Genomic DNA, 13,463 nt, shown 5'->3' on the forward strand with positions numbered 1-13,463 from the left:
GAAGGGAGTTGGGAGTTGTTCTAGATACTGACTCAGCACACCGCCACGCGGAAGCCAGCTACAGCACTTTCGACTTAGCTAGCACTAACTTTCCCACTTAGCCTACTGGTACGCACCAAACTAACGCAACAGCACTCAGCACTCTTGAAATCCCCCCAACCTCTTCTATACTCAGCACTCAGCACTTTCCACTCAGCACTAACTTCCCCCATCCCCCCACCCTCTTCTATACTCAGCACTCTAGTTGGGTGCTAATTCAGTATTAATCTCATTGAGGGGGCGAGGTTTTAACTCGACAGACTCATTACGGGGGAGAAGGTTAAAGACTTCTCGCATGACATCATCAACTTTTTCAAAGGCGACTTGACCTTTGTGATTGAAGACGACCTCTCTTTGAGAATTTAACACCAAAGTTTGGGGTACAACACCGTCATAGTAGTAATCTGGATTTGACGGATCGTTGGTTTTGGTGAGAGATAGGGTATCGACATTCACCGGGATAAAAATGGCAGCCCGTCCGTAAAAGGCTTGTAATTGAGAAACGACGATGGCGAATTGCTTGCAGTCGCGGCTGTCATCAAGATAGTACACCAGCAGGATCGGTTGCTCTCGTTTGAAGGCTTCGGGTAATGTTAAGCGGGCGGGAACTAAACCCCCATTTCCCCCATATAGGGCGAAAATATTACCATCAAAGCGATCGTCATTGAGTCCGGCGAGGGCTGGTGGAGTCCCTAAGAGTTTTAGCCAACTGATGAGGGCGATCGCAACTAGTAAAACCAGAATTCGCAGGGAACGCAACCCAAAAAAGGGATTAAAAGACAAATTCATATCGATTGGGGGCTGTTGAACCTCTAGATTTGCTCGATCTCTAGTTTGGCATTGAAGCGGGCCTGCAACACACGTAAACTTTTCTGAGCAAGATCCCGAAGACCTCTAGAATCAGGTGTATCAATTGAATGTCCGTAATCAATTGGGAATGGCGATCGCTTCTGTTGGCAAGACGCTACGATGATTGAGGGACTGCAAGTTTGTCGATACTGAACCGAATATTTAATCGATCGTCTAAGCCTGCTAGGTTGGGTCTTAAGGATTGTTCCGGCACCATGAATACTGATGAAATTCAAACTCTAGGCGCGTCTTTACGGCGCATTAGTCAAAAGTTACTCAAAAAAGACTCAGCCAGCCAAATCTTCCGAGTTTGGTACCAAGGAGGCGAACCCTACTTTGATATCTTCTTCGATCTTCATGGGGAGGACATCCTGTGGTTTCAGTTTACCCTGCGCGGTCAGTCCATTACCTGGGAAAAGAATAAACCCGGTTTGGAGACAGGCTTCACCCACGAAAACCAAATTGAAGCGGCTAAGTATCCCGCTAGCAAACTGATTGAAACCGAAAATCGGGCAGACTGCCAGTTTATCCAACTCGCCTGTGCTATTCTGCAAACTCGTACAGACGAAGCACCTTTTGTCAAAGCGATCGCCTTACTTGAAAATGAAATCCCTTGTACAGGTTAAATTGCTGGCCCCAAAACCCGAAAATCCCCGTCAATTAATGCTAAGACTGATTAGAGCTTTCGAGTTTGGTTATGAATAACCCCATTCAACACGGGATTCTTCTGGGCGATCGCTATCGGATTGTACGCGAATTAGGACATGGCGGTTTTGGTCGCACTTACCTCGCCGAAGATACCAACCGTTTTAACGAACCTTGCGTCCTTAAAGAATTTGCCCCCAAAGTCCAAGGAACCTATGCTTTGCAAAAAGGGCAAGAACTCTTTGAACGCGAGGCTGGGGTTCTCTACAAGCTGCAACACGCGCAAATTCCCCGCTTCCGGGAGTTGTTCCGCGCCAAGCTGGGAAATGAAAGCTATCTGTTTCTCGTCCAAGACTTTGTAGAGGGCAAAACCTACCGCGCCCTTCTCGACGCCCGCAAGCAGCAGGGCATGGTTTTTAACGAAAATGAGGTGCAACAACTTTTAGTGCAACTGTTGCCCGTTTTATCCTACATTCACGCCCTAAATGTCATCCACCGGGATATCTCGCCGGATAACTTGATGTTGCGCCATGCCGATTTATTGCCCGTATTAATCGATTTTGGGGGCGTTAAACAGGTGGCGGCGACCGTTGAATCGCAATTTACCGAAGCGGCTGTCCATGCTTCGCCCACTGCAACCCGACTGGGTAAAGTCGGATATGCCCCAGACGAACAAATGCACATGGGGCTAGTGTATCCCCATAGCGACCTCTATGCCCTAGCCGTCACCGCGATCGTACTGCTGACAGGCAAAGAACCCCAACAACTCATTGACCCCTATACGCTGCGTTGGAATTGGCATAGCCAAGCGCAGATTAGCCCCAAACTTAGGGAGATTTTGGATCGAATGCTGGCGCAGCGCCCCGCCGACCGTTTTAGCAGCGCCCAAGCCGTCTTACAAGCCTTGCGCGGAGAATATATTTCCCCCGCGCCTGCGCCTGCACCTTCCGCGCCGCCCTACACCCAACCCCCGCCGACCGCAGCCACTGAGGCCACTCAGGCGATGTATCCCCCCGTCTCTCCTGCTTCCGCACCGCTACCCCCCGCGAAGAAAGGCGGGATCGGTCAAGTTCTGGTTATCCTTCTGCTTTTGGTTGGGGCGGGTGGTATGGGTTGGTGGGGTGCAAATGCGTGGTTAGACCTTCAGAATAGACCGGACGATCCGGAAACCCCGATCGTAGAGGAACCTTCACCCCCGCCACCAGAAGATCCGCTTTCGGAAACTGAAATTCAGCGTAAAGAAGCCTTGCGCCAGCGGCGGGAACGGTTGGGAATTGACCGCAATTTTTATGTTGGTTTGGTGAATCGCGAGTTTTATAATGAGAATCCCCAATTGGGCGATCGCCAACTCACGTCTAACCCGGAAGATGCCGAACTGCGGGCGCAATGGGATCGAATTGCTTCAGAACTTCTCGATCGTTTAGAACCTTTGAGTTCTCAGGCGCGTCAGCGTTTGGGGAGTTTTAGCAGCAGTGATATTGACCGCTGGCGAGCCGAAATCAACCAGCGCCACTTGGGAAGCCGTTCTCTCAATGACCTCACAGACGCCAGGTTTAAGGCTTGGTTTGGGTTCCTCCCCTTAGATGAATTTGCCAATGCGGCGGCTTTTTTGAGAAGTCCCTACGGGCAAATTTGGCAGGCGATCGCATCGGACTACGTGCAAGCCATTGCTCAAGGAACCGCCCTAGAACGAATTACCTTTAACCAGGGAGAAACCGGAACCACGGTGAGGGGCAGCTTGCAACCGGGCGAAGGTAAAGCCTATGTTGCTCAGTTAGCGAACGATCAAGTCCTGCGAGTGAACTTACAAGCCCCCAACCAAGCCACGCTGCTATCGGTTTATCCCCCCTCCGGCAGCGATCCGGCCTTACTCGAAGATTCTGTAGAAACCTCACTGACGGTTTCCCCAACCAAGCAAGGCTTCTACGAATTTGTGGCGATCAATCAGGCTTTAGATCCCATTGACTATCAACTAACCATTGAAGCCCAAAATTTGCCATCAGCATCCCCACCCCCTGCAACGACGCCTTAATCCCTAGGCCTCCCTAGTTTTCGGCGTGAACTGCAAATATAAACAGGGAATGACGATCAGGGCAATCATCGTGGAAGCTATCAAGCCAAAAATAATGGTACTGCAAAGCGGCATCCACCGAGGCGAACTGAGGGCTAGCGGAACTAGACCAATAATGGTGGTGACGCTAGTGGTCAGAATGGGGCGCAAACGGTCAGCGACTCCATGCGCCGCCGCCTTACGGACCGTCATCCCCGCTTGTCGATAGCCGTTCATCGTGTCTACCATGACGATCGCATTATTCACCACAATACCCACCAGGGCGATAATGCCAATAAACGCCGAGAACGAAAACGGAATCCAAGCCAGGAAAAAGCCGCCAAAGGTGCCAATTAGCGCCAATGGAATCGTAATCAAAATAATGATGGGCTGGCTAAACGAGTTAAGCTGCAAGACCAGAACCGCAAAGACTAAAAAGATGGCAAGCATCAAGGCAAGTCCTGCCGATCCAAAGGTTTCGGCTTGATCGGCGGCTTCCCCTGCAAAAGCATAGCTGTAACCCCTCGGCCAAGCGGTCTGAACTTCATCTAACAGGGGTCTGGCATCGGCGAGAATTTCCCCTACCGTGCGGTTTGCCGTTTTAGAGAGTACCGTCACCGTCCGTTGGCCGCCTCGGTGAGTAATGGACAGCGGCGCTTGACCTTGGACGGCATTCACCACCGCGATCGCAGGTACTACCGGCCGATCCGGGTTGGAACCAAAGAAGCGTACCAGCGATAACTCATCCCGGCGAGTCGGTCCGCCAACTGCACCATTCCGAGAAGGCCAGGCCGTACTCAGGCGAATCTCAATATCTTCCTGGTTGCCACCGATAACAAAGTTACCGACATCGGTCGCGCTCATATAATAGCGGGCTTGGGTGGCAATGTCTTCCTCGCTGAGGCCGTAGAAGTCGAGATCCTCCCGTCGGGGAATAAGCTGCAAGTCAGATTGAAGATTGCCTAAATTGTCGCGCACGTCGGCCGTACCGGGAATTTGTCGCACCAGGTTTTGCACCTGGTTGGAGATTTGGCGCAACTCGGTCATATCGCTGCCCGTAATTTCGATTTGAATCGGATCTCCCGTCCCCGTGGTGCTTTCAGTGCTGACGAATAGCTGCGCGCCGGGATACTTTTGCAGCACTGAGTTGAGTTCGACTCGCAAGTCATTGGCGATCTCTTGGGAGACGCGATCGCGATCGCCTTCGGGAACCAAAATCGCGGAAAACCCTAGCAAGTAACTCCCCTCAGTAGGCTGAAGCGTACCCGGACTCACCAGGGTGCTGCTTTGCCCGACATATTTAATCGCGTTGTCTAGGTAATCTTTTTGACGCAGAATTTCCCCTAAGTCGTCTGCCACGATTTTAGAGGAGGCTAGGGTTGTGTTCGGCGGTAGCTCAACGTTGATACTCATTTTCAGACTATCTTCTTCAGGAAAGAAGACGGTCGGAATTTGGGTAAAGGCTAATACAGCGGTGACAAATAGCATCAGGGCAAACAGCATCCAAGCTCTCGCCGTGGTTTTGTTACGCACCGTATAGGTTAAGCTCCAGCGGACAAAACGTTCTGAAGCGGCTTCGCTGAGGCGATCGACGCGAGACTTTTTGCGGTTCTTGATATCGCCGAGTAAAAAGCGGGAGAGGGGAATATCAATCAAAAGGGCGATCGCAAAACTCAAGAGCAAACAAATCACCGCCGTCAGCGGTAGCAACCGAATAAACTTACCCATCGTGCCGCCAATGGCAAGCAGCGGCGTCATTGCCAAAATTGTTGTTAACTGACCCGCAAAGGCAGGCGCAGCATAGGTTTTAACAGTTTTCAGCGCCGCCCGATCGAAGCTCAACCCAGAAGCAAAGATCGCTTCATGCATCCCCTCCATCATCAAAATGAAGACATCCACCAGCAGCCCCAAAGCCAACACCATGCCGATCAGCACCATGTTGTTGAGGGTTGAACCCATCAACCACAACACCGCCAGCGTGCCTAAAAAGGTCAGGGGAATCGAGAGTCCGGCAATCAGCGCCTCCCGCCAAGTGAGGGCCACAAACAGCACGGCAAACACCGCCAGCATCGCCTGGATGGCATTACTAAACAGGTTGCCCAGTTGCTCCCAAATAATTTCCGAGTCGTCCGCCGTAACCAGATAGTCCATCCCCAGCGGCCACAGATTGGGATCGCCCTTGGCTGCTTCCAGATCCGCCAAAACCGCATCCACGACTCGAATCGTATCCTGTCCCGGCACCTTCTTCACCGAGACGCTGACCACCGATTCATACTCGACCCCAGCAATGCTAATCTCCGCTAGGGTATTTTCGGGTTCCAGTTCCCGGCGAATTTCTGCTAATTCTGAGAGGCGGACGATCCGCCCGTTCAGCCGGGTTATGGGTAGATTCCGTAACTCTTCCAGTTGCCGAAATCGACCGTAAAAGCGGACTTGGGTGCCAATGGTATCGCTTTCAATCTCATCAAGCGGCATATCGCTATTGGCAGTGCGAATCCGGTTCGCCACCGTCATCGGCGAAATGCCTAGGGCTGTAAGCTGATTGGGGTTCATCAACACCTGAACCACCTCATCGCGGGCCCCGCCAAGCGTCACCTCTGTCACCCCCGCCACTTTCTCTAGGCGATCCTGAATTTGGTGGGCTGCTTGACTCAGAACCACTGGGTCTAAGTCGCCAAAAAGTGCCACGGTGAGAATCGGCGCATCCGTTACTGAAATCGACTGTACGGCGGGTTGGTCTGCCTCTCTGGGGAGGTTGGGTTCGGCGCGAGAAACGGCATCTCGCAACCGTTGCATGGAGCGATCGACATCCGCATCGGCTTGGAATTCAGCGTTAATGAGTGAAAAGCCGCTAAAGGAGGCGCTGTCTAAGGTTTTTAGCCCTTCTACGGATTGAATCTCTTTTTCGAGTTCGTTCGTAACTTGTTGCTCAATCGTTTCCGGGTCGGCTCCGCTCCAGGTGGTGGTGACAGTGGCGATCGCTAAGGCAATATCGGGGTTAGACTCCTTAATCATGGAGGCATAGCCCAACAGTCCCCCAACCCCCATCAGCAGGGTGAGCAAGATCCCAAAGACGGTTCGCAGAAAGAAAAAGCGGGTTAGGGGCGAGACGGAACGAACCTGCTCAGGGCGGTCGCCATTCAACGATAAATTACTTTGACCCATCTAAGATTGTTCTCCGGTGTGAGGTGAAACGCTCGGAATGACTTGCACCCTAGCCCCATTGACTAGACCGCTTTGTCCTTCTGTCACCAACTGTTCTCCAGCCTGGACGCCGCTGAGAATTTCGCGCCGATCGAAGCCTTCAATGCCTAGCTCAACCTGGCGTTGCTCGACGGTATTCGTCTCTGGATTCACCGCAAAGACATAAGGCACCCGGTCGCGAAAGGCGATCGCATTCAGCGGGACGACCACAGTATCGGCCTGCTCGGCTACCGCAATCCATAGGGTAACGCTGGCCCCATGTTGGAGATTGGCCGACCCGCTAGCGATTCGAGCCGTTGCCTGAATCGCTCGGTTGCCGGGACTCACCGCCGGATTCACCGCGTAGATGCTGCCCTGAATCTCGGCTAGTTCGGTGAGGCTAACGCCCGACTGCCCCGCTTGAGGCGCTTCCGTGACGAGGACCGTACTACCGGGACGAACGCGATTCCCGTAGGGGATCGCTTCGCGAATCGCTCATCCCTGCCGACAGGTCAGCCACCACCTCAAACTGACTGGGGTCAACAATAACAATCGGGACTCGATTCAGCAATTCCTGGTAGTTGCCCAACTGAGACGAAACCGCCTGGAGACTGTAATACTCGTTCTCCCGAATATTGAGATAGGCGACAATGCCGTCAAAAGGGGCATACAGACGAGTCCCCTCTAGAGCCACCTCGGCCTGGTTCAACCGGGCGCGGGCGGTCGCAATCTGCGATTCTGTGGCCTGAAGTTGCTCCCGTGCCGAACTCACCTGAGCCTGCGCCGTACTCACCTGCGCCTGGGCTGCCGCTACCTGAGCCTGGGCTACCGCCACCTGAGTCGCTGCATCTTGAACCGTACTGCGCCGATTATCCAGATCGCTAGCAGAAATAACGCCTTGCTCGAAAAGCTGCTGATACCGCTGCAACTCAGTCTGGGCTAAATTTTGAGCCGCTTGTGCCTGGGCAACCTGGGCCTCTGCCTGGGCAACCTGCGCCCTAGCTGCCGCAACCTGCGATTCCATTTGAGCAATGTTGGCTGCGGCTACGCCCCGCTGCCGTTGCGCCTCATTCACCGCCGCTTCTGCTTGATTAATGTCAGCCTGCAAGGTGCGATCGTCAATTTGTGCCAGCAGTTCTCCCTGACGCACCGCATCGCCCGCCCGCAGAGTCCGTCCATCCCGGTCGGCAAGATAGGTGACATCGCCATCGACATCAAACGCCAAATGCTTAAACCGCACGGCTTGTACGGTTCCTTCGCTGGAAATCCAAGCCTGAATTGAGTCTCGTTCTGCTGTCACCGTTCGCACCGTTAGGGGGGCGGGTTCTGCCACGGTTATCTCTTGGCTGTATTTGTCCCGCAAGCGGATAAAGGAGATACCGCCGATGGCAAACACGACTCCCACAAGGGGAATCAACCACCAAAAACGGTTCAGCCTTGGCTTTTTCTGCGGCTTCTCCAGGTTTTCAATACTTGATGGGGGTTCTGGATTGTACGCTGGCTCATTCAAGAGAGGCGGTTCATTGGAAGGACGATCTAGGGAAGACATAACGGCAAATTAATAAAAATATTGGCAGTGAAAAAGGCGAGGGCTACTGTGCATACACATCTGAGGTGCGAACCGCAAATCTAGCTGAGATCCCTTATAAAGAGAGACTTTAATTCCGGTTCCCCCCAATGCAGGGGGGAGCGAAAAAGACTGAGACTAAGACGAAAGTAACCTGCTCTAACCTCCCAAAATTGGAGGCTGGCAGCTTGCCAGATCCTCCGTCAAGTTCAAAGATTGACTTTCGCAATGCTGTTGAGCAACATCAGAAGCTCGTCCCATTCCCTGTTCTAAGACCCGCACCAAATCCCCAAAAATCTGCTCAATCTCCGCTCTAACCGTCTGGGGAAATTGTTCTCCGGTTAACTGTTCCGGTGTCAGCCCTAGTTTCTGGGGAATAAAGTCTCTCAACCCATGAGATAGGGTGTTGATGATGAATACGGCTAAGTCCGCATCAATGCTGGCATCAATATCTCCTTGAACTCTTGCTCGATCTACGAGTTCGCGCGCGTAGTTCAAGGAGGCGAGTTGGGTTCTCTTTGAGACTTCATCTCGAAAAGGAATCTCCCCATAAAATGCCCGATTCGTGATTTGGCTCAAAGCCGGGTAAGACAAGTCAAACTGGGTGCCGACACTCAATAACCAGTGCAGGTAAGTAAAAAAGCCCATCTGGGGCTGGGGTGGGCGAGAGGCTTTGAGAAAGGCGATTTTTTGCTGGGTGGCTAAGTCGATGAGGTAGAGGTAGAGATCCTTTTTGTCCTCGAAATACTGATAAAAGCTGCCTTTGGCAATTTTGGCCTGTTTGACGATGTTGGAAATTGAGGCGCTGTCGTACTCGCAGCGGGCAAATTCTGCGATCGCAATATCCACGATCGCTTGCTGTTTGGCACTCGGCAGATTGAAAAACGTTGGATTGGGCATGGGAGAACAAGCGGCTCTCAGTGTGACCGAGCAGTCATGTGACTGGTCAGTCATATCCTAACAAATCCAGTTTCAGCCGTCCACTGAGGGTTTTACGAAAATCAGCCGAAACGAGTCAATCTACGTTTCCCTGAGTGAGAGTTTCCTCAACTTCGGGTTGACTGACAAATCTTTTTTGTAGATTGGATTAAGAGCAGGAGTAGAGCGTTCCCAGGCATTTTCTCAATCACTGTGCTGTATAAAACTTGACATCTTAAAATTAAAAATTTGTAAATAATTGAGACTTCAGGAACACACTTCAACCCTGTTATTATGACAAACCGCCGCGACTTTTTACTGGGTAGCGCTGCTACTGCCGCAGTTACCTCTCTTTTGCATGGAAAGCAAGGAAAAGCCCAAACTAAACGAGCAGAAATTAAAGCCTTGCAAGAAGGTTTTGTGGGGCAATACCAAGGGGGAGTTTATCTTCTTCCCGCTACAGATGAAACCGTGCAATGGGGTTGGTTTAATAACGCTGAAACGCCCCGCGCCCGTATTCGTTCGGGCGATACCATTCTTCTAGAAACCATGATGGCTTCTCAAAATCAAGTTTTGCCAGGGGTTTCTATTGAAAAAATTACTAAGTTGCGCGTCGATCATCCAGGGCGGGGACCGCACACCATTACAGGCCCTATTTTTATTGAAGGGGCGCAACCTGGAGATGTTCTCAAAATTAAAATTAATCGCATTGTCCCCCGCAGTTATGGCACCAATTGGAACTTACCGGGCGATTTAAACCTAGGACAATTTCCTAACCTTTTCCCTGAAGCCCAAGCCAAACATTTCTACCTCGATACCAGACGCGGGGTAACGGAATTTTTACCCGGAATTGAGTTACCCGTGCGCCCCTTTCCTGGGATTTTAGGGGTAGCCCGCGCCGAAAGCGGTCAATATAGTACAGTACCTCCAGGACCGTTTGGCGGTAATTTAGACTGTCGGGAAATGGTAGAAGGAACGACGGTTTATCTACCCGTTTTTGTGGAAGGTGCTTTACTATGGTCGGGTGATTCCCATGCCGTACAGGGCAATGGTGAAATTAACTTAACCGCAGTAGAAACTGCGTTTAATGAACTCAATCTCACGGTTGAAGTTCTCAAAGGAAGAACGCTCGCTTGGCCAAGAATTGAATCTCCTACCCATTGGATGACGCTAGGCTACGATCGCGATATGAATGTCGCTCTGCGGATTATGGAGGAGGAAACGCTCAAGTTCTTATCTGAATGGAAAGGATTGAACGCTCAAGATGCGCGTCGATATATGGCAACCTATGGGGATATTCGGGTTGCTGAAGTGGTGAATCAACTCAAGGGCGTTTACTGTATGATGCCCAAAAATGATAGTCCACCAGTACCCCGTTTGCCTCAAGCAGATAGTCGGAACTATTATGTCACCTACGCAGTACAAGGCGATGCAATGGAGGCGATGAATCAATCAGCCTTGGCATTAATTAGACGGGTACAGGAAGAAAAGGGACTATCAGCGCTAGATGCTTATTCTCTGGCAAGTTTGGCGCTAGATGCTCGCATTCAAACCCCAGAAGCAGGTGCCTATAGCGTTCATTGCTTGATGCCCAGATCGACTTGGGTGTCTTAATTAGAGTTGGATGCTTTCGCTCTGAGATTCGCTCTTATGCATCTTCAGCGAGGCATCCATTTTCCATGCAGACGATGCAGTTATCGTAAGTAACTAAAGTGAATACATACTTGCCATGATAGATAATATACAAAAAGATATGACCGATCTCCTAAACTATATTTATGATAATGAGGGTGATTGTTACGGAATAGATTATTTTAGCCAGTTTTTGAATGATTTAAAAAAATATGATTTCGCAGAAATATTAGCTTACCAAGCTAAGTTCTCTGTTAACTATGGACTTAGCTTTATTCTATCAACTCCCTCACTTTGGATGAATATGTCAGAGCTAGACTGGGTTCAAGTTATGTCTGCGTTGAATCCCAGACCAAACCCTTTCAGCCGAGAAATTGAGGATGCTAGTTATATCGACCTTCATTTTTTATGTAAATACTTGAGAGTTAATGCTATAGAAATGTTTTTACAACAAAAGCAATTCAGCAACGAAGACAAAAAGAAGTTTCTTCAGTACGCAAAAAAAATATCAGATATTTTATTTATGGAAGACTTAGATTTAGAAGATTTAGAGGGAAATTATTTTGTTCATAAAGATATCCTTGAAAAGACAAGATTAATGTTACTTTCTACCCAAAAAGTGAGCGATTTTAAATATAATAGAGATGAATTGCAAAAATATCTGGAAGAACAGCTAAAAATTTTTAATACTTGAAGACTGATTGAACCAAGTCTAGCTTTTTAACTTGGAAGAGGAACTGCTGATGTTCTAAATATTGTACAGGAAATACTAGAAACAGTATACCGCCGAGAGCCACACCATATTGCTTTCTAACTCTGATTTGCTAACCCCATTTGCATAGCGTAAGCTGCGCCTAATGGCATTAGCGATATCGATTACAAATTCTGGGTCACGCGACATAAATAACTTGTGCAGATTCCAAAATATTTTTACGTCTGAGCCAGTTTTCACTGCGTTCGATCGCAGCTTTTATAATTAAATCTACAGGTCGGTTAAAAATAGCTTGCAGTTCGTCGCGCATTTGCAGCGTTTCGGTTAACCCTCGTTTCGCAGTGGGAGAAAAGGCGATTAACACATCAATATCGCTTTCAGAGTGAAAATCATCGCGTAAAACAGATCCGAACAGGGCAAATTCGGTAACTTGCCACTTGTGACAAAACTCATGAATTCGATCCATTGGTAGATTTATTGCAGTAATCGTCATAGCAGTTTTATTTGCAAAGTTTCAAGTTGCTGGTTTATCCAAGTTGTCTAGTTTTTCTCTCAAACTTCGATCCTCAACCTAACAATCAAACATGACAGATTGACTGAGTTTCTTCAATATGCTGAGGACGCTGTATAGCTCATTACCGCGATTGCGAAGATCGAATATATTAGAAGTGGCATATTGAGGAGTGGCATTTTTTACTAGTTTAATAAATATGAAACTTCCTCCTGTAGTAATCATGCCGAAGTTAGGTTGTCCTGAATGAGGATTGACCAACATATAAGTTAGAATTTGTGGGAGTCCAGCTTCTATAGAAAAAGAGGCTCTCTTGGATTCAATTACCATTACCCAAAATTGGTCTTTTAATACTAAAGTGTTAATTTTTCCCTTAATGAGAGTTTCCTCATCTTCTAGGTTGATTTCTATAGGTTCTTCCGATTTTACATAAAAAGGAGCTAAATAAAAGTCTCCAATAAACAGAAGCGGATCGAGAATTGCCATTCTCATCGCATCTTCTAATAAAGGTGGATAATTCAGCAAATTTAGATAACCTGCTTTGACTTTATCTAGAAGTTGTTTGTCTAAGTCGGTGATTTCTGGTAAATTTTCTTGCCACTCTGGAAAGAATGGGTCATCCTGAACGAGTTGAAGACCAAAATTGTCAATTAAGTAACGCAGGTCGATATCTTTGGCTTGAAGCGTCTGAGGCATAGAAATTGAAGGGTTAATTGCTTTGAACGACAAGCTGGCTTCAATTTTTTGGACACAGCGCTAGAGTTATTGTAGCAATGACATCGCGGAATACAGTATTGTGTTGGGTCGCGCAGGGCTTGACCCAACCTACAGAAGACGCTTTAACTCATGGCGTTTGGATCTATCGATAGCTTACACCGCCTGTAAAGTGTGGGGTTGGGGCAGCAGCTTTCCTTCAACTTGATAACTTTCAACGAGTAATTCTAATACCTCTTGAGCATTGCTTAAGGCTTCTTGGTAAGTCTCGCCGTGCGTAAAATAACGTTGGATGTCATTGGCAAACTCTGGCAATTCTACTAAATAACTGTTGTCTTCATCAGACCAAATAATATTAACTCGATATTTCAGTTGATTCATTCTTCCAATTCCGGGTTGTCTAGTTTTTCTAGGGCAGTATTGACTAATTTTTCAAGATAGGGTTTGGCATCTTGACTATCTTTTCCAGCAAGTGTGATGGGTAATTCAGGCAAATCTGGATGAATCCAGCGTTCATGGCTACCTCGAATGCGTCTGCATTCAAATCCAGCCTTTTGTAGCATCGCTTTTAGTTCGCGAATTTTTTTAGGCATTGCTTCTTTAACGGTGCCGACTCCTTCGGTAAATAATTTGTTCTAACGGA

Annotated in this window: 13 protein-coding genes; 4 read left to right on the plus strand and 9 right to left on the minus strand. The window is 48.9% G+C overall.

The features are described 5' to 3' along the window. Positions 1–240: 240 nt before the first annotated feature. Positions 241–828, minus strand: a complete 588-nt coding sequence (locus QQ055_RS07195; protein WP_283359543.1) for a thylakoid membrane photosystem I accumulation factor — start codon at positions 826–828, stop codon at positions 241–243. A gap of 275 nt (positions 829–1,103) precedes the next feature. Here QQ055_RS07195 and QQ055_RS07200 point away from each other — a divergent pair, with 275 nt between their 5' ends. Then, positions 1,104–1,514, plus strand: a complete 411-nt coding sequence (locus tag QQ055_RS07200; RefSeq protein ID WP_069967203.1) for a hypothetical protein — start codon at positions 1,104–1,106, stop codon at positions 1,512–1,514. Between the two features lie 71 nt (positions 1,515–1,585). Continuing rightward, positions 1,586–3,565: a serine/threonine-protein kinase gene (locus tag QQ055_RS07205; RefSeq protein WP_286004456.1), complete on the plus strand. Its 1,980-nt coding sequence runs from the start codon at positions 1,586–1,588 to the stop codon at positions 3,563–3,565. Positions 3,566–3,568: 3 nt separating this feature from the next. Here the strand turns inward: QQ055_RS07205 and QQ055_RS07210 are convergent, their stop codons facing one another. From QQ055_RS07210 to QQ055_RS07225, 4 genes are all read right to left on the minus strand, one after another. Then, a complete protein-coding gene (locus QQ055_RS07210) occupies positions 3,569–6,748 on the minus strand; it encodes an efflux RND transporter permease subunit (RefSeq protein WP_286004457.1) in 3,180 nt (1,059 codons plus the stop codon). Then, complete coding sequence (locus QQ055_RS07215) at positions 6,749–7,114, minus strand: efflux RND transporter periplasmic adaptor subunit (RefSeq protein WP_286004458.1); 366 nt, start codon at positions 7,112–7,114, stop codon at positions 6,749–6,751. A gap of 100 nt (positions 7,115–7,214) precedes the next feature. Further along, entirely contained in the window at positions 7,215–8,315 is a 1,101-nt protein-coding gene (locus QQ055_RS07220) for an HlyD family secretion protein (RefSeq protein WP_286004459.1), read from the minus strand. A 177-nt stretch (positions 8,316–8,492) separates the two neighbouring features. Beyond that, on the minus strand, positions 8,493–9,233 hold the full coding sequence (locus QQ055_RS07225; protein WP_069967207.1) for a TetR/AcrR family transcriptional regulator: 741 nt from the start codon (positions 9,231–9,233) through the stop codon (positions 8,493–8,495). A 312-nt stretch (positions 9,234–9,545) separates the two neighbouring features. On the opposite strand from QQ055_RS07225, the gene QQ055_RS07230 reads away from it, so the two are divergent. Together QQ055_RS07230 and QQ055_RS07235 are read left to right on the plus strand one after the other, a co-directional pair. After that, positions 9,546–10,865: an acetamidase/formamidase family protein gene (locus QQ055_RS07230; protein WP_286004460.1), complete on the plus strand. Its 1,320-nt coding sequence runs from the start codon at positions 9,546–9,548 to the stop codon at positions 10,863–10,865. Positions 10,866–10,980: 115 nt separating this feature from the next. Next, entirely contained in the window at positions 10,981–11,577 is a 597-nt protein-coding gene (locus QQ055_RS07235; protein WP_286004461.1) for a hypothetical protein, read from the plus strand. Between the two features lie 196 nt (positions 11,578–11,773). On the opposite strand, the gene QQ055_RS07240 is transcribed toward QQ055_RS07235, so the two are convergent. The 4 genes from QQ055_RS07240 to QQ055_RS07255 form a co-directional block, all read right to left on the minus strand. Continuing rightward, the gene (locus tag QQ055_RS07240; RefSeq protein ID WP_349775328.1) at positions 11,774–12,061 is read right to left on the minus strand and encodes a nucleotidyltransferase family protein; all 288 of its coding nucleotides are present in this window, start codon (positions 12,059–12,061) and stop codon (positions 11,774–11,776) included. 105 nt (positions 12,062–12,166) lie between these two features. Beyond that, positions 12,167–12,802, minus strand: a complete 636-nt coding sequence (locus tag QQ055_RS07245; RefSeq protein ID WP_286004463.1) for a restriction endonuclease subunit R — start codon at positions 12,800–12,802, stop codon at positions 12,167–12,169. Between the two features lie 174 nt (positions 12,803–12,976). Further along, positions 12,977–13,201, minus strand: a complete 225-nt coding sequence (locus QQ055_RS07250) for a type II toxin-antitoxin system HicB family antitoxin (RefSeq protein WP_069967212.1) — start codon at positions 13,199–13,201, stop codon at positions 12,977–12,979. Further along, positions 13,198–13,413, minus strand: coding sequence for a type II toxin-antitoxin system HicA family toxin (locus QQ055_RS07255; RefSeq protein ID WP_286004464.1), 216 nt, complete (start codon positions 13,411–13,413; stop codon positions 13,198–13,200). Before QQ055_RS07255 ends, QQ055_RS07250 begins: the two co-directional genes overlap by 4 nt. Between the last annotated feature and the right edge of the window lie 50 nt (positions 13,414–13,463).

Source organism: Geitlerinema calcuttense NRMC-F 0142 (assembly GCF_030285425.1).